This window comes from Ruegeria sp. CL6 (genome assembly GCF_056536465.1).
Genome location: NZ_JBQFPR010000001.1, coordinates 703,995 through 726,884 on the forward strand (window position 1 = coordinate 703,995; position 22,890 = coordinate 726,884).

Annotated in this window: 21 protein-coding genes; 15 read left to right on the forward strand and 6 right to left on the reverse strand. The window is 59.1% G+C overall.

All coding sequences use genetic code 11. The annotated features are described in order from the left end of the window. The first annotated feature begins 17 nt into the window (after window positions 1–17). From ACR0LH_RS03520 to mdoH, 3 genes are read left to right on the forward strand one after another with little or no spacing between them, the layout of a single operon-like run. Entirely contained in the window at window positions 18–1,235 is a 1,218-nt protein-coding gene (locus ACR0LH_RS03520) for an OpgC family protein (RefSeq protein WP_480719707.1), read from the forward strand. Further along, a complete protein-coding gene (locus ACR0LH_RS03525) occupies window positions 1,232–2,731 on the forward strand; it encodes an OpgD/OpgG family glucan biosynthesis protein (protein ID WP_480719708.1) in 1,500 nt (499 codons plus the stop codon). The genes ACR0LH_RS03520 and ACR0LH_RS03525 overlap by 4 nt, the downstream gene beginning before the upstream one ends. Then, on the forward strand, window positions 2,728–4,596 hold the full coding sequence (gene mdoH, locus ACR0LH_RS03530) for a glucans biosynthesis glucosyltransferase MdoH (protein ID WP_480719709.1): 1,869 nt from the start codon (window positions 2,728–2,730) through the stop codon (window positions 4,594–4,596). The genes ACR0LH_RS03525 and mdoH overlap by 4 nt, the downstream gene beginning before the upstream one ends. A gap of 10 nt (window positions 4,597–4,606) precedes the next feature. Here mdoH and ACR0LH_RS03535 read toward each other — a convergent pair whose 3' ends face one another. Together ACR0LH_RS03535 and ACR0LH_RS03540 are read right to left on the reverse strand one after the other, a co-directional pair. After that, entirely contained in the window at window positions 4,607–5,422 is an 816-nt protein-coding gene (locus ACR0LH_RS03535; protein ID WP_480719710.1) for a CE1 family esterase, read from the reverse strand. Next, window positions 5,419–5,880 carry a rhodanese-like domain-containing protein gene (locus ACR0LH_RS03540; protein WP_480719912.1) on the reverse strand — a complete coding sequence of 154 codons (462 nt, stop codon included), beginning with the start codon at window positions 5,878–5,880 and terminating at the stop codon, window positions 5,419–5,421. Before ACR0LH_RS03540 ends, ACR0LH_RS03535 begins: the two co-directional genes overlap by 4 nt. Before the next feature lie 235 nt (window positions 5,881–6,115). Here ACR0LH_RS03540 and ACR0LH_RS03545 point away from each other — a divergent pair, with 235 nt between their 5' ends. Genes ACR0LH_RS03545 through selD form a run of 7 tightly spaced genes read left to right on the forward strand, consistent with a single transcriptional unit; the run spans window position 6,116 to window position 14,222 of the window. Beyond that, window positions 6,116–8,986 (forward strand): monovalent cation/H+ antiporter subunit A, encoded by a 2,871-nt coding sequence (locus ACR0LH_RS03545; RefSeq protein WP_480719711.1) that lies wholly within the window; start codon window positions 6,116–6,118, stop codon window positions 8,984–8,986. Continuing rightward, on the forward strand, window positions 8,986–9,345 hold the full coding sequence (locus ACR0LH_RS03550) for a Na+/H+ antiporter subunit C (RefSeq protein WP_170382364.1): 360 nt from the start codon (window positions 8,986–8,988) through the stop codon (window positions 9,343–9,345). The genes ACR0LH_RS03545 and ACR0LH_RS03550 overlap by 1 nt, the downstream gene beginning before the upstream one ends. Continuing rightward, complete coding sequence (locus tag ACR0LH_RS03555) at window positions 9,342–10,886, forward strand: monovalent cation/H+ antiporter subunit D (protein WP_480719712.1); 1,545 nt, start codon at window positions 9,342–9,344, stop codon at window positions 10,884–10,886. The genes ACR0LH_RS03550 and ACR0LH_RS03555 overlap by 4 nt, the downstream gene beginning before the upstream one ends. Continuing rightward, window positions 10,886–11,383, forward strand: a complete 498-nt coding sequence (locus ACR0LH_RS03560; protein WP_170383255.1) for a Na+/H+ antiporter subunit E — start codon at window positions 10,886–10,888, stop codon at window positions 11,381–11,383. Before ACR0LH_RS03555 ends, ACR0LH_RS03560 begins: the two co-directional genes overlap by 1 nt. Continuing rightward, window positions 11,380–11,649, forward strand: coding sequence for a K+/H+ antiporter subunit F (locus tag ACR0LH_RS03565; protein ID WP_170382360.1), 270 nt, complete (start codon window positions 11,380–11,382; stop codon window positions 11,647–11,649). Before ACR0LH_RS03560 ends, ACR0LH_RS03565 begins: the two co-directional genes overlap by 4 nt. A 7-nt stretch (window positions 11,650–11,656) precedes the next feature. Then, the gene (locus ACR0LH_RS03570; protein WP_480719713.1) at window positions 11,657–12,043 is read left to right on the forward strand and encodes a Na+/H+ antiporter subunit G; all 387 of its coding nucleotides are present in this window, start codon (window positions 11,657–11,659) and stop codon (window positions 12,041–12,043) included. 4 nt (window positions 12,044–12,047) lie between these two features. Continuing rightward, window positions 12,048–14,222, forward strand: a complete 2,175-nt coding sequence (gene selD / locus ACR0LH_RS03575) for a selenide, water dikinase SelD (RefSeq protein WP_480719714.1) — start codon at window positions 12,048–12,050, stop codon at window positions 14,220–14,222. On the opposite strand, the gene mnmH is transcribed toward selD, so the two are convergent. Next, window positions 14,198–15,250, reverse strand: coding sequence for a tRNA 2-selenouridine(34) synthase MnmH (mnmH, locus tag ACR0LH_RS03580; protein ID WP_480719715.1), 1,053 nt, complete (start codon window positions 15,248–15,250; stop codon window positions 14,198–14,200). The two genes, selD and mnmH, sit on opposite strands and share 25 nt — an antisense overlap. A 44-nt stretch (window positions 15,251–15,294) precedes the next feature. Then, window positions 15,295–15,960: an SOS response-associated peptidase gene (locus tag ACR0LH_RS03585; protein WP_480719716.1), complete on the reverse strand. Its 666-nt coding sequence runs from the start codon at window positions 15,958–15,960 to the stop codon at window positions 15,295–15,297. A gap of 54 nt (window positions 15,961–16,014) precedes the next feature. On the opposite strand from ACR0LH_RS03585, the gene ACR0LH_RS03590 reads away from it, so the two are divergent. Next, window positions 16,015–17,667: a tetratricopeptide repeat-containing sulfotransferase family protein gene (locus ACR0LH_RS03590; protein WP_480719717.1), complete on the forward strand. Its 1,653-nt coding sequence runs from the start codon at window positions 16,015–16,017 to the stop codon at window positions 17,665–17,667. Between the two features lie 64 nt (window positions 17,668–17,731). On the opposite strand, the gene ACR0LH_RS03595 is transcribed toward ACR0LH_RS03590, so the two are convergent. Further along, on the reverse strand, window positions 17,732–19,309 hold the full coding sequence (locus ACR0LH_RS03595) for a bifunctional metallophosphatase/5'-nucleotidase (protein ID WP_170382348.1): 1,578 nt from the start codon (window positions 19,307–19,309) through the stop codon (window positions 17,732–17,734). Between the two features lie 108 nt (window positions 19,310–19,417). On the opposite strand from ACR0LH_RS03595, the gene ACR0LH_RS03600 reads away from it, so the two are divergent. From ACR0LH_RS03600 to arsC, 4 genes are read left to right on the forward strand one after another with little or no spacing between them, the layout of a single operon-like run. Continuing rightward, window positions 19,418–19,756, forward strand: a complete 339-nt coding sequence (locus tag ACR0LH_RS03600) for a DUF952 domain-containing protein (RefSeq protein WP_480719718.1) — start codon at window positions 19,418–19,420, stop codon at window positions 19,754–19,756. Further along, complete coding sequence (locus ACR0LH_RS03605; RefSeq protein ID WP_480719719.1) at window positions 19,753–20,184, forward strand: DUF1330 domain-containing protein; 432 nt, start codon at window positions 19,753–19,755, stop codon at window positions 20,182–20,184. The genes ACR0LH_RS03600 and ACR0LH_RS03605 overlap by 4 nt, the downstream gene beginning before the upstream one ends. Then, window positions 20,181–21,239: a quinone-dependent dihydroorotate dehydrogenase gene (locus tag ACR0LH_RS03610; protein ID WP_480719720.1), complete on the forward strand. Its 1,059-nt coding sequence runs from the start codon at window positions 20,181–20,183 to the stop codon at window positions 21,237–21,239. The genes ACR0LH_RS03605 and ACR0LH_RS03610 overlap by 4 nt, the downstream gene beginning before the upstream one ends. Further along, window positions 21,236–21,577, forward strand: coding sequence for an arsenate reductase (glutaredoxin) (arsC, locus tag ACR0LH_RS03615; RefSeq protein ID WP_170795759.1), 342 nt, complete (start codon window positions 21,236–21,238; stop codon window positions 21,575–21,577). The genes ACR0LH_RS03610 and arsC overlap by 4 nt, the downstream gene beginning before the upstream one ends. Here the strand turns inward: arsC and ACR0LH_RS03620 are convergent. After that, window positions 21,574–22,890, reverse strand: coding sequence for an MATE family efflux transporter (locus ACR0LH_RS03620; protein WP_480719721.1), 1,317 nt, complete (start codon window positions 22,888–22,890; stop codon window positions 21,574–21,576). The two genes, arsC and ACR0LH_RS03620, sit on opposite strands and share 4 nt — an antisense overlap.

Below are 22,890 nucleotides of genomic sequence, written 5' to 3' on the forward strand. Positions count from 1 at the left end.
AGAAGGACAGAAAACGTATGGCGACTGCATCGCCCGCTTCTGATTTTGCGCCGGTGGCGTCCTCGACGGCTGCCCCTGCCCGCACGCGCGACCCGCGCCTTGATTTCTATCGCGGCATCGCGATGTTCATCATCCTGATCGCCCATATCCCGAACGACCCTTGGGCCAAATGGATTCCCGCTCGGTTCGGGTTCTCGGACGCAACCGAGATTTTTGTGTTCTGCTCGGGCATGGCTTCGGCCATCGCGTTTGGCGGTGCCTTTGTGCGCAAGGGCTGGTGGATGGGCACAGCGCGCGTCGCCTATCGCATCTGGCAGGTATACTGGGCGCATATCTGCCTGTTCTTCTTTGTGGCAATGTCGATGGCCGCGCTGGATCAGACCGGGCTTTTCGAGAAAACCTACGTCTCGTCGCTGAACCTACAGCATTTCTTCAACGACCCTGCCCCGCAAATGGTCGGGCTGTTCACGCTGACATACGTTCCGAACTACTTTGACATCCTGCCGATGTATCTGGTCGTTCTGGCCCTTATGCCCCTGTTCATGGGCCTGCACCGGATCGGATTCTGGGCCGTTGCCACCGCTTCCATTGCGATCTGGTTGGTCGCACAGACGGGTGCGCTGGCCTTGCCCGCCGAGCCGTGGTCAGAGCGGCAGTGGTTCTTCAACCCGTTTGGCTGGCAGTTGCTGTTCTTCACCGGCTTTGCCTTCATGCGCGGCTGGATTCCTGCCCCGCCAGTGTCAAAAACACTGATCTGGGCAGCGGCGCTTTTCCTGATCCTCTCGATGCCGTTCGGGTCCTGGAAAGTGTTCATGTGGATCAATGCGGCAGCCCCTGACCTTGCCGACGAAATCCGCAAGGTCTGGCCCGTGACCAAGGAATTCCGCGACAAGACCGAGTTTGGCTTATTCCGCTATATTCACTTCCTGTCCTTGGCCTATCTGGGCTGGGTTGTCGCAGGTGAACACGGCCACCGCCTGATTGCCACCGGGCACGGGGCTGCCGCGCGGGTGTGGCAATTCCTGTTGACCGTCATCACCAAAGTTGGGCAGCAATCGCTGGCTGTCTTCGTTTTTTCCATGGCAGCAGCACGACTTATCGGCGTCGGCCTGGACCTGAGTGGGCGGGATGTTGCCAGTGTATTTGCCGCCAACATGATTGGCTTTGCCATGATCATCGGCGTCGCATACATGGCCGCCTGGTTTAAGTCACAACCCTGGAAGTCGAAAAAATGAATTTCACACGTCGCGCATTTCTGGCCTCAACCTCGGCGCTTGCATTCGCCCCGGCGACCTTTGCGGTAGGTGGTGAAGTTCCTTTCCAGCGCGATGACGTGATCGCGCTTGCCCGTGATCTGGCCAGTCGGCCATTTGCGGAACGGGAAATGGTCCCGCAGGAATGGCAGGATCTGACCTATCAGCAATACCGTTCGATCCGGTTCCGTCTGGATCGCGCGCTGTGGTACGAGACCGAGACGCCGTTTAACGTCGATTTCTTTACACCCGGCCTCTACTTCCCCCGCACTGTCAAAGTGTCCACGGTCGAGGGTGGCATGGCCACACCGGTCGCTTTCGATCTGTCGATGTTCGACAAGTCCGAAGACGTGCCGCAACTGCCCATCGACGATACGCTGGGCTTTTCAGGCCTGCGCCTGCGGACCGAGATGCACCGCCCCGGCGAGACAGACGAGTTCTGCGTCTGGCAAGGGGCCAGCTATTTTCGCGCTATCGGGCTGCACGAAGTCTACGGCCTATCGGCGCGCGGTCTCGCCCTGAAAACCGGCGACCCGGACGGCGAGGAGTTCCCGGAATTCATCCGCTTTTGGCTGGAACGACCTGAACCCGGCCAGCGCAAAATGGTTGTGCATGCCCTGATGGACAGCCCCAGCGTGACCGGTGCCTATCGGTTCAACGTCACCGCCGGCGCGGATTGCGTGATGGATGTCGAAGCCACGCTGTTCCCGCGAGAGGACCTGACCCATGTGGGTATTGCACCGGGAACCTCGATGTTCCTGTTCGATCAGACCAACCACAGCCGCTTTGACGATTTCCGCCCCGCCGTCCACGACAGCGACGGGCTGTTGATCCGCAACGGCGCCGGAGAAGTTCTGTGGCGGCCATTGGCCAACCCCACCCGCCTGCAGATTTCCTCTTTCGTCGACCTGAACCCGCGCGGTTTCGGCCTGATGCAGCGCAAGCGGGAATTCTCGGACTACGCCGATCTTGAGGCCAATTACCACAAACGCCCCAGCCTGTGGGTTGAACCGAACGGGGACTGGGGCAAGGGCACCGTAACGCTGGTGGAAATTCCGGCCGATCAAGAGATTTATGACAACATCGTCGCCTATTGGCGGCCGATGGAGCCATATGCGGCAGGCAGTCAGGTTGACCTGTCCTATCGGCTGATCTGGGGCGAAGAACCGCAGCGCACCCCAATGCCGCGCGTGATCAACACGGCGATGGGTGACAACACCTTTGGCGAAGGCCGTCTGGCTGTCATCGACTTTGAGCCCAGCGATCTGTTCGATGATCCCGAGGCGATGACCATCTTCGTGGACTCGCCCCACGCTGAAACCTCGGATGGCGTATTGCAGCGTAACCCCGATACGGGTGGGTTGCGGCTGGCGTTCTCGTTCCAGCCGGGTGAGCGTAACCACGTCGAACTGCGCGCTCAGTTGATGAAAGACAAGCAACCGGCCTCTGAGGTCTGGCTGTACCGTTGGACCACATGAGCCACGACCTTCATATCATGCCGCCAGAAACCCCTTTGGCGATGCCAGCGCAAGATTTCCGCGCGGGGTTCCGTGATGCGCAGGTGCCGGGCGGCAAGCGCCCTTCGGCTGGTTTCTGGCGCGCGCTTGCGTTCTCGCCCGCGATGGCGGCGACGCTGGGCTTGCTGTGGGTCATGGCGGACTGGTTTGCGGCAGAAGGGATCAATCTGGTGGAAGGCATTCTTCTGACCCTGATCTCGTTCAATTTCTTCTGGATCGCCTTCACGGTCTGCACTGTTCTTCTGGGCATGATCTCGCTGTCCCGGCAAGAGCCGCCGCAACGACAGGATCGCGCGCAGCCACTGCGCGTAGCCCTGCTCATGCCCGTCTACAACGAAGTGCCGTGGAATGTTCTGGGGAATGCCCGGACGATGCTGGAAGACCTGCGCGCGCAGGGGGGGCAGCACCACTATGCCATGTTCATCCTGTCCGACACTCGCGACCCCGAAATTGCGGCGCAGGAACAAGCCAGTATCGAAGCATTGCGCACCACGCTCGCCCCGGGGCTGGAGCTCTATTACCGTCGGCGCGAACAGAACACGGACCGCAAGGTCGGGAACATCGCCGATTGGGTCAGTCGCTGGGGCGCTGATTGGGACGCGATGCTGGTGCTGGATGCAGACAGCCTGATGACCGGCCAAGCGATCCTGCGCCTGACCGACGCGTTGGCGCGCGACCCCGGCGCGGGTCTGATCCAAAGCTATCCCCAACTGATCGGCGCGCAGTCGGTTTTTGCCCGCATGCAGCAGTTTGCCAATGGGGTTTATGGCATTGCCTTTGCCGAAGGTCTGGCTCGCTGGTGCGGGCAAGAGGGCAACTATTGGGGTCACAACGCCATTATTCGCACCAAGGCTTTTGCCAATTGCGCGGGTCTGCCAAAACTCCGGTCGCTGAGCGGCCAGGAAAAGCTGATCATGAGCCACGATTTCGTCGAGGCCGGGCTGATGCGCCGCGCCGGTTGGGGCGTTCGGTTCCTGCCGCGCATCCGTGGGTCATACGAAGAGACCCCGCCGACGCTGATTGATCACGCATTGCGGGACAGGCGCTGGTGCCAGGGCAACCTGCAGCACCTGAAACTGTTGGACTCTGCCGGGTTTCGGGCCGTATCGCGGTTCCACATGTTCCACGGTGCTGTTGGATACCTGATGTCACCGCTTTGGTTCGCCTTGCTGGTCATGTGGGCGCTTATCGGTCAGGGCCAGGACGCTTCGGTTCTGCACTATTTCAGCCCCGATAACCCTCTGTTCCCGCAGTGGCCGGAAATGTCGGAAACCCGCCACGTCCTGATCATTCTGGTCATGTATGCCATGCTGCTTGCCCCCAAAGTGCTTGGCGTTCTGGCCCTGCCCCTAAGCGGTAAGCGCTATTCCGAGTTCGGTGGCGGCTCCAAGTTCCTGACCTCATTTCTGGCCGAGGTGGTCCTGTCCGTCCTCTATGCTCCGATCCTTATGGTGCAGCAGATGATCGCCGTTTTCCGCACTGCGTTTGGCGTGCAAAAAGGCTGGTCCCCGCAGGCGCGGGACGGCGGCAGCTATGGGCTGCGCACCTTGATCCTGTGCCACGCGCTGGAAACGGTCAGCGGCATCGCCGTAAGTGTCGGCATTCTGTCGGGCCTCGTGTCGATCTGGCTGGCCCCAATTGCCATAAGCCTTGCGTTTGCCATCCCACTGTCAGCGCTCAGCGGCGTATCATCTGCACCCGCGCGCCGAATGGTCGGAATGAAAGAGGACATTCAGGAACCCGCGATCACCAGATCGGCTCGCCGCCACCGGGACGAGTTAAAACGTCTGATTGAGGGAAAGGGCGTCATGACACCTGCCGAGTAAGGGGCTTTGATCACCCCCCCGGCAGACCCTCATACCAGTCAACCATCATATCGGCCCACCCCTTTGGCACGTTGTGCCCACCGGGAAACAGCGCGAATTCCAGCGCGCTGCCATCGGCGCAGCCGCTCCAGTGGCGGCGCATGAATTGGCCCGTTGTGGAAAAGCCCGTGGGCTTGGTGTCTGCGCATTCATTTTCCACACGCCATATTTCCAACCCGGCGAAAATGTCACCCTGATGAAAGCGGCCTCCACCAAGGATACGGCCTTCCAGCGGGACCACATTGTCCGTCCAGCCATGCGTGTGAAACATACGCACCGGTCCGTCGCAGCTTTGGGGGTGAGGCCGCCAAAACCCGCCGGATACCGGCACATAGGCCGAAAATGTCTCGGGCGCGGCACAGGCGAGATAGTAGACCATGAAGGCACCGGCTGAGAATCCGCCCAGCACCACGCGGTCGGCGTCAATACCGAACCGGTCCGAGGCGTCCTGCACCACTTCGGTCAGGAAGGCGGTCTCGTCCCTGCCCTCCCATCCGGGGAAAAAGTTCCAGCTTTGGCGTCCGTTTCGCTCGGACCCTTCCGGCGCCATAACCGCATAGCCACGGGCCAGCAGAGGATCGACCATACTGCGGTTTTTCAATGTCCCCGTCGCGGTGCCGCCATACCCGTGCAGAAAAACCACCAGCGGCGGATTTTCAGCCTGTGGCAGCTCAATGTGATACCCGCCCGAAGCCGTTTCGCACATCCTGTCCTGATCGGCGCAGGCGGCAAGGCCGGTCTGTCCTGCAAGCGATAATCCAAGTGCCAGAGTTACCGTTCGGATCATAGAATTTCCTCGCTATATGCGCCCACAGGCAACCCCGTACGAAGCCATCCCGGTCCAGCGGCGGACCCGAGCATTCCTTCGGGAACGTCAATAATATTGGAGAACCCGGCCTCGCTCAGACGGTTACTCAACCGCGCAGATCGCACACCGCGCGCGCAGATCAAAGCGATTGCCGTGGTCCTGTCGCCGTCTGTCATTTGGTCCAACACGTCGACGAAGTCCTCCCGGCGCATGTCCAGCGGTGCCGCGCCTTCTGCGACGCCTGTGGCCTTCCACTCTCGCGGCGTGCGGATATCCAGCAACAAAATCTCACCGGAAACAGCCTGCTGATGCGCGTCCCTGACGCCAATCTGGTCCCCATCGTATGGAGGAGGGGTAAGCTGATATTCCCGAACAGCGAAGCCGGCAGCCAAGACAGCAGCGCCACCCAGCAATATCCATCTACGCGCTTTGTTCATTTTGTCCGACACGCCGCCTTCTCCTGAACCGACGCAACCGGTTTATCACAGCATAGGTTTGAATTCCGCGCCGAAATTTTGCGCAGTCATCAAGATCGCGTCATTTCATCGCGTCAAAAACATCGGTTTGCGACCGCACTAGATCAAAGCTCTAAACTTGCAATAGCTGGACAGTCGGAAAAATTTCCTTACAAAATCAGTACCACTTTTGACCGCCCAGACCGGAGTATCGCACTTGTCCCTATTCCTCATCGCGGCCCTTCCCTTTCTCGGCGCTGTGTTTCCAGCCCTACTTATCAGGGCGGGACGCAACGCAGCTGCATCAGCGGCGGGTTTGACCACTTTCCTGGCAATTATGGGACTTTTGATCCACATCCCTTCGGTCATGCGCGGCGAGGTCGTAACGGCCAGATTCGACTGGATTCCAAGTCTTGGGCTGAACGCAAATTTCATGCTGGACGGGCTGGGGTTTCTGTTTGCCCTGCTTATCCTTGGGATCGGCCTGCTCATCATTCTGTACGCGCGATTTTACCTGTCGCGCGAAGACCCGATGGGGCAGTTCTATACCTACCTGCTGCTGTTTCAGGGCGCGATGGTGGGTATTGTTCTGTCTGACAACGTCCTTCTTCTGCTTATTTTCTGGGAACTTACGTCGCTGAGTTCATTCTTGCTGATCGGCTATTGGAAACACCTTCCCGAAGGCCGCCAAGGTGCGAGGATGGCGCTGGCTGTCACGGGCTCAGGTGGGCTTGCCATGATCGCGGGGATGCTGATCCTCGGCAATATCGTCGGCTCCTATGACCTGAGCGTCATTCTCCAGAACAAAGAGCTGATCCAGTCGTCGCCATACTACCTACCAGCGCTGATCCTGATCCTGCTGGGGTGTTTCACCAAGTCGGCCCAATTCCCATTCCACTTCTGGTTACCCCACGCGATGGCTGCGCCAACGCCAGTTTCGGCCTATCTGCACTCTGCCACGATGGTGAAAGCGGGGCTTTTCCTGATGGCGCGGATGTGGCCGGTTCTGGCCGGAACCGACGCGTGGTTCTATATCGTTGCGACTACGGGTCTGGTCACGATGCTGATCGGCGCGTGCATCGCGCTGTTCAAGGATGACCTGAAGGCGCTGCTGGCATTTTCGACGGTGTCACATCTGGGGTTGGTGACGATGCTGTTGGGCTTTGGCACCAAGTTCGCAGCCGTCGCCGCCGTTTTCCACATCATCAACCACGCGACGTTCAAAGCCGCCTTGTTCATGACTGCCGGTATTGTCGATCACGAGACCGGAACCCGTGACATCAAGCGGCTGGGCGGTCTGCGTCAGCTCATGCCGATAACATTCACCATCGGAACGATTGCTGCACTGTCGATGGCCGGGCTGCCGCCGTTGAACGGCTTTCTATCCAAGGAAATGATGCTTGAGGAAACCGTTCACACCACTTGGCTGAACTCGCACTATCTGGTGCCGGGGCTGGCTTTGCTGGCGGCGCTGTTCTCGGCCGCATATTCGTTCCGTTTCGTCAGTCACGTGTTTCTTGGCCCCCAGCGCAACGACTACCCATCGCGTCCGCATGATCCCCCGGTCGGACTATGGCTGGCTCCGGCCTTTCTGGTCGTTCTGGTCGTTTTGATCGGTCTCTATTCTGCGGCCATCGTGGGACCTATGGTCGCGGTCGTATCCAGCGCGGTGATTGGTGGAGAGAAGTTGCCCTATTACTCGCTGAAGCTGTGGCACGGCTTTACGCCCGCGCTTTACATGTCGATCGTAGCCACGCTGGGCGGTCTATTCCTGCTGGCCCTCCACCGCCGGGGAGAGCAGCTGTGGACCACCATGCCCCGCCCCGAGGCCAAAGCGATCTTTGACAGGGTCATCGGCGCCCTCACGATCCTGAGCCGGTGGATCACAGACGCGCTGCACAACGGCGTTATTAGCCGCTATGCCATCATCATGATCGCTTTCACGGTCGGGCTTGGGTACTACGCATGCGCGACCGGGTCGATCGGTGCCGCAACACGCGAGCCGCTGCCCGCTCCGATCATCCCGATCATTGGCTGGATCTGCCTTGTAGGTGCAACGCTGGCGATCATGTGGTTCCACCGCAACCGGCTGCTGTCGTTGGTTCTGATCGGAGTCGTCGGCCTCATCGTTTCAATGGCGTTCAACTATCTGTCGGCACCTGACCTCGCCTTGACACAAATCTCCGTCGAGGTGGTGACTATGATCCTGCTGTTGCTGTCGCTGAACTTCCTGCCCACGGATACGCCGTGGGACAGCAGCGCGGCACGGCGGTGGCGGGACGCGGCGATCTCGGTTGTGGCGGGGATCGGATCGGGCGCTTTGATCTACGCGCTCATGCTGCGCGACTTTGCGTTCCCGACCATTTCCGAGTTCCACCTTGCCAACTCGTACAAGGGCGGAGGGGGCACAAATGTGGTCAATGTAATCCTGGTCGATTTCAGGGGCTTTGATACCTTTGGCGAGATCATTGTTCTGGGCATCGCAGCCCTGATTATCTTTGCCCTGACAGAATCCGTTCTGGGCACTAATGTGCGCAGCTACCTGCTGAACCGCAAACCACACTGGCCTCAGTCAGGAGACGCGCATCCCCTGATGATGGTGGTGGTGACTCGAATGATGATGCCTATTGCGCTGATGGTTGGCGCATACATCTTCTTCCGCGGCCACAACCAGCCCGGAGGCGGCTTTATCGCCGGTCTGATCGTCGCCATCGCCTACCTGATGCAATACATGGCCAGTGGGTACACCTGGGCCATCGAGCGGCAGCGGTTCTATTATCACGGTACGATTGGATGGGGTGTGTTGATCGCCGCCGCCACCGGACTGGGCGCGTGGTTCAATGAACGCCCGTTCCTGACCAGCGACTTCGGGTATCTCCACTGGCCCCCGCTGGAAGAATTTGAATGGGCGACTGCGATGCTGTTCGATACCGGCGTTTTCCTTGCGGTTCTGGGGGCCGTGATGCTTGCGCTCGACAGCCTGTCACGGTTCGCTTGGCAGCCGGGCATGGCGCAGGAGTTTCCAATGGACATCAACCCGCTTCGGGACGATCCGCCGGAAGAAGAACTAGAGAAGGAGCAATCCTGATGGAAGCGCTCGTAGCCTCAGCAGTAGGCATCATGACCGCCGCCGGGATTTTCCTGATCCTGCGCCGCCGGACGTTCCCCGTTATTCTCGGCCTTTCGCTGCTGACCTATGCGGTGAACGTGTTCCTGTTCGCGACGGGGCGGCTGGCGCTGAATGCACCGGCCGTTCTGAACAAGTACGAAGACGTACCCTATACCGACCCGCTGCCGCAGGCACTTGTGCTGACGGCCATTGTGATCTCGTTCGGGATGACGGCGGTGATCGTTATGATTGCACTCAGCGCGTATTTGTCCTCGAAGGACGACCATATTGACATGAAGGCACAGGACAGCACCGATGCTGCGGGAGAAGACGCATGAACCATTGGATCGTTGCGCCGATCGTACTGCCCGCGATCCTGGCCCCATTCATCATCATGGTCCTACGATACCACCTGGACCTGCAACGCATCTTCTCGGTCGCAGGTGTTGTGGCGCTTTTGGGCATTGCCCTGACCATCACCACTCAGGCTGCTGGCGGGGACATCCAGGTCTACGAACTTGGCGACTGGCCTGCGCCGTTTGGCATTGTTCTGGTGCTCGACCGGCTGTCCGCCATGATGGTCCTGCTCACCGCGTTGCTGGCCGTGCCCATCGTGCTCTATGCGATTGCGTCAGGATGGGATGACAGGGGCAAACACTTCCACGCCCTGTTCCACTTTCAACTGATGGGCGTATGCGGCGCGTTCCTGACTGGCGACGCCTTCAACCTTTTCGTGTTTTTCGAGGTTTTGCTGATCGCCTCTTACGGTCTGATGACGCATGGTGGCGGCGCGGTTCGCCTAAAGGCCGGCGTACAGTACGTGGCCTATAACTTGCTTGGCTCGACCCTGTTCCTGTTTGCGCTGGGGACACTGTATGCCGTGACCGGAACGCTAAACATGGCGGATATGGCAGTGCGCGTTGCGGAACTGCCCGCAGAAGATACCGCGCTCTTGCGGGTTGGCGCTGTGCTGCTGCTGCTGGTGTTCTGCATCAAGGCGGCCGTACTGCCATTGCACTTCTGGCTACCTGCGAGCTATGCCAACGCGCCTTCGCCGGTGGCCGCGCTGTTTGCGATCATGACGAAAGTCGGAGCTTATTCCATCCTGCGAATGTACACGCTTGGCTTTGGCCCGGACGTCCAAGCGACACAGGGGCTGGTCGGTGCATGGCTGCAACCGGCAGCATTGGTGACACTGGCCGTTGGAACAATCGGCATCCTCGGCGCGCAGCATATCGCGCGAATGGTGGCCTTTTGCGCTATTGCCTCGATGGGTACTTTGCTGGTTGCAATCTCGCTGTTCACCGAAACCGCGACGGCCGCAGCGCTTTACTATATCTACCACTCGACCCTTGCGACGGCCCTTCTGTTTCTGGTGGCCGACCTTGTTGTGGAACGCCGGGGCGGAGCAATCGCCCCCACTGCGCCCATGCCGCAGGGCGGTCTGATCTCAGCCCTGTTCTTCGTTGGCGCGATCGCCTTGGCCGGTATGCCGCCGCTGTCGGGTTTTGTTGGCAAGCTGCTGGTGCTGGATGCTGCGCGGGATGCGCCAGATGCCACCGCGATCTGGGCGGTGATCCTGATCGGGTCGTTTGTCACAATCGTCGGGCTGGCCCGAGCGGGGTCACTGATCTTCTGGAAAAGCCACGACGCCCAGCACAACACGGAACAAGACCCGGAAAACGAGGACAAAGCTGAGCCCGCCCCGGCACCTGAACCTCAACCCGGCCTGGCGTTCACCGCCGTGTTCGCAGCCGCTCTGGGCCTTGTTGTGCTGACCTTGTTCGCGGGTCCGGCTTTGCAATACGCAAGCCGCACGGCCGAGCAGTTATTCACCCCAGAAGATTACATCGCAGCCGTATTGGGAGACGAAGAATGATGAGACTCCTGCACCGGGTTTTTCCGCACCCTCACCTGACCTTTCTCTTGACGGTTGTGTGGGTTCTGCTGGCAAACAAACCCTCTCTGAACTCGTTGGTGTTTGGCCTGCTTCTGGGGATTATCATCCCATTCATCACGCAACCCTACTGGCCAGACCGCCCCAAGCTGCGCAACTGGCCCATGGTGGTTGAATACATCCTGGTTGTGCTTTGGGACATCGTGATCGCCAATATTACGGTTGCCCGGATCATCCTGTTCAAACGGGACGCTGACCGCCAGCCGAACTGGATCAGCGTTCCGCTGGACCTGCGCACGCCCGAAGCGATTACGGTTCTGGCCGGAACCATAACAATGACCCCCGGCACCGTTAGCTGCGATCTGTCGGCGCAGGGGCATAATCTGCTGGTACATTGCCTTGATGCGCCCAACCCGGACGAGGTGCGCGATCAGATCAAGCAGCGATACGAGCGTCGGCTAAAGGAGATTTTTGAATGATCACCTATGCGATCTATTTTGCCTTTGCCTGTTTCGGAGCCGCCATCATGATGTGCCTGTGGCGGATTATCACTGCCGATGGCGTCGGCACCCGCGTCTTGGCGCTGGACACTATGGTCATAAACACGATTGCGCTGATGATCCTTTACGGGCTGTCGCTGGGGACCGAGATTTTCTTCGAGGCCGCCATGATCATCGCGATGCTCGGCTTTGTTTCAACCGTTGCTTACGCGCGCTTCATGCTGCGCGGCAACATTATCGAGTGAGGGCGCCATGACATATTTCTTTGAACTGCTGATCGCCTTCTTTCTTGTGGTTTCAGGCATCTTTGGCTTTGTGGGATCATACGGGATGATCAAACTAAAAGATCCGATGTCCCGACTGCACGCGCCCACCAAGGCGACGACACTTGGGGTGGGCGGTGTGTTGCTGGCCTCGATATTCCACTCTGTTCTTCTGGAACAGAAGCTGTCGCTGCACGAGCTGCTGATTACACTGTTCCTGTTCCTGACCGCTCCGATTACCGCTCTGTTCATTGCCAAATGGCATATTCACCGTCACGAAAAGCCTGATACCCTGCCGGACGCGGGCGAAGACGAGCTTTGGGCGACCCATGCGGTTGAACAGGTCGAAGACGTTCCGGACCATACGGCGAATTAGTGATATGCACACACCTCCGCTGCCCCTGACCCGCGACCTGGTTCTGATTGGCGGAGGCCACACCCACGCACTGCTGCTGCGCAAATGGGGAATGGACCCGTTGCCGGGCGCACGGGTCACCGTGATCAACCCTGATCCAACGGCCCCCTATTCGGGAATGCTGCCGGGCTTTGTCGCCGGACATTATAAGCGGCACGATCTGAATATTGATCTGGTCCGACTGGCCCGGTTTGCTGGCGCTCGGGTGGTTCTGGGGCCGGTTGAGGGCATAGACTTGGACAATCGCGTTGTTCACGTGCCCGGACGCCCTCAGGTCGCGTTTGACGTGGCATCTATCAATGTTGGCATAACCTCGGACATGCCGTCTCTGCCCGGATTTGCCGACCATGCCATTCCAGCCAAACCATTGGGGGCTTTTGCGACAAAATGGGCCAACTACCTTGAAGCCCCCGGCCCTGCCTCAGTCGTTGTTATCGGCGGCGGCGTTGCGGGTGTCGAATTGGTCATGGCAATGGCCTATGCCTTGCGAAAAAAGGGCCGTCCGGCTCAGGTAACGCTGGTTGACAACGCACAAGCCCTGACCGCGACCGGAGACAAAGCCGCGGCAACCATTCGTCACGCCATGAGCGACCTTGGCATTGACGTCATCGAAGGCGCTGAGATCGTCGAAATAACCGGCGACCATGTCGCACTGAAAGACGGGCGGCAGATACCTGCGACCTTCGTGACCGGAGCAGCAGGTGCGCGGCCCTATGAGTGGATAGCCCAAACGGGGCTGGACCTTCACGACGGCTTTGTTCGCGTCAACGGGCACCTTCAGTCGAGCGATCCCAGCATCTTTGCGGCCGGAGACTGCGCGCATCTGTCCGAGAGCCCTCGACCCAAGGCGGGCGTCTACGCCGTCAGAGAAGCGCCGATATTGTTCCAAAACGTGCGGGCTGCACTGGGGGCCGGGAAATTTCGCAGGTATGTCCCCCAAAATGACTATCTGAAACTCGTATCATTGGGCGCTAAATCCGCGCTGGCCGAACGTCTGGGCACCTCGTTCAAGGGGCCTTTGATGTGGAAATGGAAAAACCACATCGATCAGAAATTCATGGATAAGTTTCGCCACTTGCCGAAGATGCCTCAGCCAGCCCCACCCAAGCTGCACGCCAGCGGTGTTCACGAAGCAATGGGCGAGAAACCCCTGTGCGGCGGATGCGGGGCAAAGGTAGGGCGCGACGCATTACAAAGCGTGCTGCGTGATCTACCCAAACCGGCTCGTACTGATGTGGTTCCGCTTCCGGGTGACGATGCGGCCTTGCTGCAAACCGGGGGCGCACGACAGGTCATGACCACGGATCACTTGCGCGGGTTTACCAACGACCCTGTGCTGATGGCGCGGATCGCCGCCGTTCACGCGCTCGGAGACATCTGGGCGATGGGGGCGCAGCCACAAGCGGCGACGGCAACGATAATCCTGCCGCGCATGGCCCCGGACCTTCAACACCGCACGATGGTTGAAATCATGACCGCTGCACGTGAAGTCATGGGGGCGGCGGGTGCTGAAATCGTCGGTGGCCACAGTTCGATGGGGGATGAGATGACCATCGGATTTACGCTGACCGGACTATGCAGCAGCGATCCGATCACCTTGGCAGGCGCTCGCGCCGGGGATGCCCTTATCCTGACCAAGCCCTTGGGCAGCGGGGTTTTAATGGCCGCAGAAATGGCTGGTGAGGCCGCCGGAGAATGGGTCGCAAAGGCGTTTCAACACATGACCCAACCACAAGGCGACGCGGCGCGCATCCTGAATGGCGCCCACGCGATGACCGATGTCACCGGATTTGGGCTGGCCGGTCACCTACAGGGCATTTGCGAGGCTTCGGCGTGTGGGGCAACGCTTGATCTGGATGCCATTCCGACCATGGCGGGCGCGTTGGAACTAAGCGAACAGGGTGTCAGGTCTACCATCTTCAATGACAACCGCTCGGCCGCGCCAGAGCTTCCCTTGGGCGGCAAGGTGGATTTGCTATTTGACCCTCAAACAGCCGGCGGACTCTTGGCCGCCGTCCCCTCGGATGACGCGCTGGGGATATGCGATGACCTGCGCAAGGCCGGATACCCGGCAGTAGTTATCGGACATATGACCGACGCGCCCGGTCTGAAACTTCAAAGCCGCTCCAGCACGCGCTGAACCTGGGCTGCAGCGTTCTCAAGCCCGGTCTCGTTCAGTTCGGACACATTGATTCGCGCGACCACATTCACGTCACGCGCACGGCTGGCCTTTGCATAGGCCGGATCGTAGTGCTGTTCCATCAATGCGCGGGTCAAGACCAGTTTGTCCCCGGCCTCAATCATTTCCAGCCACCCGTCCACAACGTCGTGGCCGCGATGAAACCGTAGCGGAGACAGCCGATCCCGCAGCCGGTCGCTGTCCGAGAGTACGTCATCATAGGCCGATACCAGATAGCTCGAGCGAACTTCGATCGGCGCGCTGATCTGAATTCGCGGAGCAGCACGCAAAGCGGCCCAAACGGTCGGCGGCAGGATCAAAGACCCGATTTTTGACGATTCCGCCTCGACCAGAACCGGGCGTGCGGGGTCCAGATGACACAGACGCGCCGCCAACGCGGACTCGAATGCCTTTTGGCTGGGCTGTCCTCCGGGCATTTCACCCAGTAAGGACCCCCGGTGATTGGCCAGCCCTTCCAGATCGAGCACCTGAACGCCGCGTGCGCCGAGCTTGGCCAACAATTCGGTTTTTGCAGTACCCGTGTAACCGTCCAGCGCAATCAAACGGTGGGGCAACGGGTCGTCGTAAAGGTATCGGTTCACCAGTCTGCGATAGGTGCGATAGCCACCTTCAACGACCTCGGCACGCCAGCCGATTTGCTGCAACATCCAAGTGAACGAACCCGACCGCTGCCCGCCTCGCCAGCAATAAACCAGAGGCTTCCACCCCCCTTCATGGTGGGACAGGCTGCGTTCGATGTGGTTCGCCGCGTTCCGAAACACCAATGCCGCACCCAGCTTTCGCGCCAGAAAAGGGCTTTGCTGCACGTATATCGTTCCGACTCTCGCGCGTTCCTCATTGTCCAGTACCGGCAGATTAATCGCGCCGGGCAAATGATCTTCGGCAAATTCCGCAGGGCTGCGCACGTCGATCACGGTGTCGAAACCATGCGCATACAGCTCGGGCAGGTTGGAAAATTTCAGAACCATGTCAACGGTCTAACCCGCCCTGTGTGGTTTGAAAAGAAGTGTGGTCACGCATCGACCGGCTCAATCAGGTCTGGTCCGGCCGCCCGGTTTGAATTTACAACCGGGTCCACCCGGTGAAAGCTCAGAACATTTTCGGCGCCGGGCTGCATCAACCGCGCGGCCCCCTTTCCAGCTTCGCCCAACCACAAAGGCCAGGCGTCTTGCTCGAGTATCAGGGGCATTCGGTGATGGATCGCGCTCAGGTGCTTGTTGGCAGGGGTTGTGACAATCGCGCATGTCCCCTGCCGCGCGCCCTCAGCCCCCCAGTTCTGCCAGACACCGGCGAACGCAATGGGCGCGCGATCATTGCGCTGAATATACCAAGGCAGACGATCACCTTGATCCGTCTTGGTCCATTCGTAAAACCCGGTGGCCACAATCAGGCACCGTCGCTCGCGGCAGGCTGCACGAAAGGCGGGCTTCTCGGCCAGCGTTTCGGCCCGCGCGTTGATCAGCAAGGGACCGGCGGTTTCCGTCTTGTACCAATGCGGCAGAAACCCCCATCTCAGAGGATCCAGCGTGCGGCCGTTTTCACCGGCCCGCACCACATGCACCTGATTTGTCGGGCAAACATTGAAATTGGGCACCGCAGGCAACGTATTGGCAGGCCGAGCCGAAAAAAGCTGCGCCATTGCGTCGTTGGGAAGAGTTATTGCAAACCGTCCGCACATGGGTAATGAACCATCAACAGTATTTCCTACAGGCACAAGTTCTCACGGGGTCACATGCAAAATCAAACGGCGAATTCCCTCAAAAGCAAGGCGCTGTCCGCCTTGGACGCGGGCAAGCTGCAGCAGGCACTGAAAAAAGCGCAACTGGGCCTAAAGAAATTCCCCAAGGACACGGACTTTCACGCCATCTCAGGCTTTGTCCTGACCGAGATGAAGCAGTACCGGAAATCTATACCGCATTTCATCGAAGCCTCGCGGATGAAGCCGGATGATCCGCAATTTGTTGAAAACCTTGCCAACGCATTGATGCAGACGGGCCAGATTCCGAAGGCCATGGAATTTGCCGAACAAAAGCTGGAAAAATTCCCGAACAACAAGGAGCTGACTCGCGTCATCGACGAGATTCAGCAAAAGGGCAGCAACTGGCGCCTTATTATCGACTATACCACCAGAAAGCTGGCCTCTGACCCGGACAACGCGGGTCTGTTGTGCGCGCGGGCACGGGCCTATGGACGTATCGCATTTGTCGAGAACGGCACACGCGACATCACGCGAGCCTATGCGCTGGAACCTGAAAACAACAATATCGCGTTTCAAATGGCAGTTAACCTGCACCAGAGTGGCGACAAAGCGGGTTCAAAGGACATTATGCAAGGCATTGTGGCCAAAGACCCAGGCCACGTGGCGACGCTGTTTCAACTCTCTACAATGGCAAATGCCGAAACAGCGCCGGATCTGATGCAAGCGGTTGAGGCGGCCCGCCAAACTCATGAGCATGGCGTTTCCGAGCTTGAGTTCGCCAAGGCAGAGCTGATTTCAAAAACCGAAGGGCTGGGTGCCGCGCTTCCGCAATTCGCACGGGCCAACGCGATACAACACGAAGCAAACCCCTACGATTTCGCCGCCGAAGAAGAAAAGCTGGCTCAGATCACAGACCTTTTCCCCACGGCCTCTGCACCGGTTGTGCCCGATCTTTCAGAGACCCCCAAACCGATTTTCGTGCTGGGCCAGCCGCGTTCAGGCACCACGCTGATGGAGATGATGCTAAGCACAGATCCCAAAATCGCCGGGTGCGGGGAACTGACGATCGGCAGCGATCTATCGCATGTTCATTTGAAAACGCGCAAACGATTTGGAGCTAAAGAAGCTGCGGAATTCGCGCGGGAGTTCCGCAGGCTAATGCCGCCAGTCCCTGAAGACTCGGTCGCATTCGTGGATAAGATGCCGCATAATTTCCAGCGCGCAGGGTTCCTGTTGTCGGCCTTTCCGAACGCAAAAGTCATTAACATGCTACGCGACCCTCGGGATGTTGGTTTGTCCAAGTGGATCAGAAGGTTCCCCGCCGGCGGGATGCGCTATGCGTCGAACCTTGGGTCCATTGCTCATTCAGCGAACTTGTACCGCCGCTACATGGCGCATTGGATTGATGTGTTTGGCGACAGAATCCTGACTGTCCCCTACGAAGAGCTGGTTTCTGATCCAAAGACCTACAGCCAGAAAGTCGCGGAGTTCTGCGATATCGAGTGGTCCGAAGCCATGATGCATCCGGAACAGAACAAGCAACAGGTCAGAACTGCCAGCATTGACCAAGTGAGGAAAAAGATTTCGACCAAGTCAATCGGCGGTTGGCGCGATGTCTCGGAACATTTGCAGCCAATGCTGCAAGGGTTCGACCCCGAGCTTTGGCCGGAATATGATTTTAGCTGAGCAACCCGCAACCAGAAAAGGCCGCATCAAATGATGCGGCCTTTCTTGTTTTCTATAGGCGCTGTTACTTCTGTTTGATGCGTCCGTCCAGATAAGGTGTGTAAGGCGCGTTTTCGGCCAGATACTCTGCCGTCACATCCGCAAGGTCCGGCCCGAAGTCGTAGGCGTTTTTGTCGTCGCCCTCAAACATGCTGTAGCCATCCCCTCCGTTGCGAACATAGTTGTTCGTCACGACCAGGTACGTGGCGCCGGGATCAATGGGCTGAAAGCCGTCACCACTTGCCACCATGACCTCGGACACGCGACCCTCGTTTGGCGCCACGGCTGGATCCCACGTAAAGGTAAGCCCTGCCACCTGCGGAAAGCGGCCCTTGACCTCTTCCACCTGACTTACGCCATTTTCCAACGCATCGATCACGCCCTGCCCGCTGATTTCAAAGGTCGATAGCGTGTTCTGGAACGGAAGAACCGTCAGCACTTCGCCCATTGTCACATCGCCCGGATCAATCGAGGCACGCAATCCGCCAGAGTTGGCAATCGCGATCTGAACGCCCTGATCCGCAACGCGCGCAAGCATCGCGTCGGCGACCAGATTGCCCATCTGACATTCCTGCACCCGACAGATCGAGCGGTCACCCTCAATCGCGTCGGCTGCACTGGCGACAACCTTGTTGCGGATTTCGTCCAACGGCACCGCCAGTTCCGCGATACGGTCCAGCGCAGCCTGATCTTCAGTGACGGTATTGTCCATGATCAGCGGCTCACCCGCTGCCTCGACCACATTGCCGTCATCGTCGAACGTCACATTCAATTCGCCCAGAAACTTTCCGTATGCATAAGCCTGCACGATCTGAACGCCATTCACTACGGTCGGATAGGGACCAACCGCCCGGTCCGAAACGTTGGACAGGTAGGTATTCGAGTGGCCACCCACGATCACGTCAACACCAGTTGTCTCCTGCGCGACCCGCTGGTCCACGCCATACCCCGAGTGGCTCAGGACTATGATCTTGTTGACGCCCTCTCCGGTCAGCTTGTCGACTTCGGCCTGAACAGCCGGGACAGGGTCCGAGAAGGTGACATTCGGGCCGGGTGATGCCAGCTCATCGGTATCCTCGGGTGTCAGCCCGATCAGGCCGATCTTTTCGCCACCCACTTCGATCACCGTCGATTTCTTGATCTTGTCGGTCAGCAATTCTTCGTCGCGAATATCGGCGTTCGACATCAGAACAGGAAAATCAACAGAGTCGACAAAGCCGCGCAGCACTTCCGGGCCGTCGTCGAATTCGTGGTTGCCCACGGTCATGGCATCATAGCCCAGCTTGTTCATGAACTCGGCCGCGACTTTGCCCTTGTAGTAGGTATAGAACAATGAACCCTGAAACTGGTCTCCGCCATCCACAAGGATCGAGTTTCCAGCCCTTCCGCGCGCCTCGTTCACCGCTGTGACCAGCCGGGCCGAACCACCAAAACACTTGCCTTCGGCGTTGTCTTCGTCGCTGCACCCACTGTCATACTTGTTGATCGGCTCAAAGCGCGCGTGGAAATCGTTAGTGTGTAGAATCGTTAGCTTGTACTCGGCTACGGCCATACCTGCGGTCAGGCCCAATACGGCAGCCGAAGCCAGGAAACGGGTCAACATATTGAAACTCCCTGTTGTTATTGCCGCCGATGGTGCGCCTAACGCGGCTAAGAGTCAAAGGGGGAAATCCGCCTTGATTCTACTCGTCTCGCGGGGCATCACGACCCCATGCTGATTTACAAGATATTTCGGGCCGACGAATGGGCCACGCTGCAGGCAAACGGAGAGTCAGACGGCGCGCCGATTGACGTTTCAGATGGCTATGTTCATTTTTCAACCGCTGCGCAGGCCGCTGAAACGGCGGCCAAGCACTTTGCCGGAGTCGAAGGTCTGTTTCTGCTTGCGTGCGACGCGGACGCAATGGGTGACGACCTGAAATGGGAGGTGTCGCGCGGTGGGGCGCTATTCCCGCATCTTTACCGCAGAATTCGCATGACCGATATCGCCTGGTCGCGTCCCCTGCCTTTTGATGGGCAATCGCACCAGTTCCCCGAGGAAATGAAATGACCGGTTTCATCGACCCAGAACGCGCCCAGTTCGAGGCGTTCAAGGCGCTGGATCGCGATCATCCGATCGAAATGCTCAACCTTGTGAAGTTTCGCCCCAAGGCTGAATATCCGGCCGGGCACGAACTGGCTGATGTGGGGCTAACCGGCGCACAAGCCTATCAGAACTACGGAGCCGAGACCGCCCCCATTGTGGCGCGGTTAGGCGCTTCCATCCTGTGGCGGGGCGCATTTCAAACCACTCTGATCGGCCCGGATGACGAAACCTGGGACGCCATGTTCATCGCACGCTATCCCACTGCTCATGCATTTCTAGAAATGGTCACGGACCCGGTTTATCGAAAGGCGGTTGTGCACCGTCAGGCGGCTGTCGCAACATCGCGCCTGATCCGTTGTGCCCCAACCCACGGTGGAGATTCCTTCGGATGAAACTGACTGAAAAACTTGGCCTTGCCGCCTTGCACCGGATGGACCCGGAAGCCGCTCATGGGCTTTCGATAAAAGCCCTGAAAGCTGGGCTGGCCCCGGCACCGGGACCGATTACTTCGCCCCGTCTGCGCACGTCTGTTGCAGGGCTTGATCTGCCGAACCCAGTTGGTTTGGCCGCAGGTTTCGACAAGAACGGAGAGGTTCTGGCCCCGCTGTCTCGGGCAGGGTTCGGGTTTATCGAGGTCGGCGCAGTCACGCCGCGCCCCCAGCCCGGCAACCCGAAACCGCGCCTGTTTCGCCTGACCGAAGACAGGGCGGCCATCAACCGATTTGGCTTTAACAACGAAGGCATGGAGGTCATGGCACGCCGTCTGGCACAGCGCCCAAAGGATGCCGTGATCGGCCTGAACCTCGGCGCGAACAAAGACAGCGACGACCGACCGGGCGATTTTGCCAAGGTGCTGGCCCATTGTGCCCCGCATCTGGATTTTGCCACGGTGAACGTGTCCTCTCCCAACACCGAAAAACTCAGGGATTTGCAGGGTAAAGCTGCACTGAGTGCCCTGTTGAGCGGCGTGATTGAAACACGGGACGCGCTGGCGCGTCCTTTGCCGATTTTCCTGAAGATTGCACCGGACCTGACCGAAGCCGAGCTTCAGGATATAGCGGACGTGGCCCGCGAAACTGGTGTCGACGCCGTAATCGCCACCAATACGACACTGTCGCGTGACGGGCTGAGCAGCCCTCACAAATCCGAGGCCGGTGGTCTTTCCGGCGCGCCGCTGTTTGAAAAATCCACCCGCGTTCTGGCGCAGTTGAGCCAGTTGACGAACGGGCAGGTTCCGTTGATCGGTGTCGGCGGCATCAGTTCGGCAGAGCAGGCTTATGCCAAGATTTGCGCCGGGGCGTCGGCCATTCAGTTCTATACGGCCATGGTATTCGGCGGCATTTCCCTTGCCTCGGACATCGCGCTGGGGCTGAACAAACTATTGGCGCGCGATGGGTTTGAAACTGTCGCACAGGCCGTTGGCAGCAAACGAGAGGATTGGCTGTGATCGAATATTGGCACAACCCGCGCTGTTCCAAATCTCGGGCCGGGCTTGCTCTGCTGGAGGAAAACGGCGCAAAGGTTGAAATCCGTAGGTATCTGGACGATGCACCTTCGGCAGAAGACATTCGCGCCGCCCAAAAGCGATTGGGCATACCTGCCATCGAAATGATGCGGACCGGCGAAAAGCGTTTTAAGGAACTGGGCCTGTCCAAGACGACGCCTGAGGATGACTTGATTGCTGCCATGGCCGCCAATCCGATCCTGATCGAACGCCCTCTGGCGATATCAGGCGACAAGGCTGCTATTGGGCGGCCTCCTGAAAATCTGCTGGCCCTGCTTTAAGCGATCTGGGCTTCCAGTCTGGGGTATCGCCATCCCAAGGTGACGCCCCGGGCAATGTTCAGCACCATCAGCGCGGCCCATAATCCGTGATTGCCCAGCAATGGGACAAGGACAAACAGCGCCACGACATAGATCGCAACGGACTGGATCATCGCCTGCCGCATGGCTCGGGTCCACGTCGCGCCGATGTAGATGCCGTCAAACATCCAGCTTGCCACCCCGATCACGGGCGCCAGTGCCGCCCAAACCAGATACTCTCGCGCCGCGACGCGCACATCCGGCGAGGTGGACATCACGTCGATCAGCGCAGGCCCAGCCAAGAAAAACGCAGCGCCCAGCACAAAGGCTCCGCCCACGCCCCATTGCGTTGCCATGACAGAGGCCCGCCGCACCTGATACCGGTCCTTTGCGCCAACGGCACCGCCGACAAGCGCCTCGGCCGAGAAAGCGAACCCGTCCAAGGCAAACGCCGTGATTTCAAGGAATTGCAGCAAGACCTGATTGGCGGCGAGGTTGACGTCGCCCAGATCTGAACCGACAAACAGAAAGGTCGTGAACGAACCGGTCAAAAGGACCGAACGGATCATGATATCCCTGTTCACCTGCATCATGCGGCGCAGACGAGTGGGATCGAAAATTCGCGGCCAGTCGCGCCATTGATTGCCGCCAAACGCACTGCGGCACAGCCAGAGACCCAGCGCCAGCCCGGTCCATTCCGCGATCAATGTGGCAATCGCGACACCTTCGACGCCCCAGCCAAGGCCCAGCACAAACCAAAGATCCAACGCGATGTTCAAGCCGTTCATCCAGACCTGAAGGATGAACACCCCTCTTGTCCGCTCGATCGCGATCAACCAGCCGGTCACCGCATACAGGGCGATGGTCGCCGGTGCCCCCCAGATGCGAATCTCCAGATAGTCGCGCGTCAACGCCTCGACTTCTGGGCTGGCTGGCGACAGGGCAAACGCCCCCCAGAACACCCAGATTTGCGTCAGGACAAAGAACAGTCCCGCCGCGCCGCCCAAAAGCAGGCCACGCATCAAAAGGGCGCCAGTCTCGGCTGTGTCCCCTGCCCCGCGCGCCTGTGCTGCCAAACCAGTGGTTCCCATGCGCAGGAACCCAAAGATCCAATATATCGTGGACAGGATAACGGCGCCCATTCCGACGGCCCCAATCGGCGCGGCCTGACCCATTTGCCCGACAACACCGGTATCCACAGCCCCCAGAATGGGAACCGTGGCGTTTGACAGCACGATGGGCACCGCAATCTTCAGCACCCGCCTATGCGTTATGGGTGCCGAAGCATCCTGCAC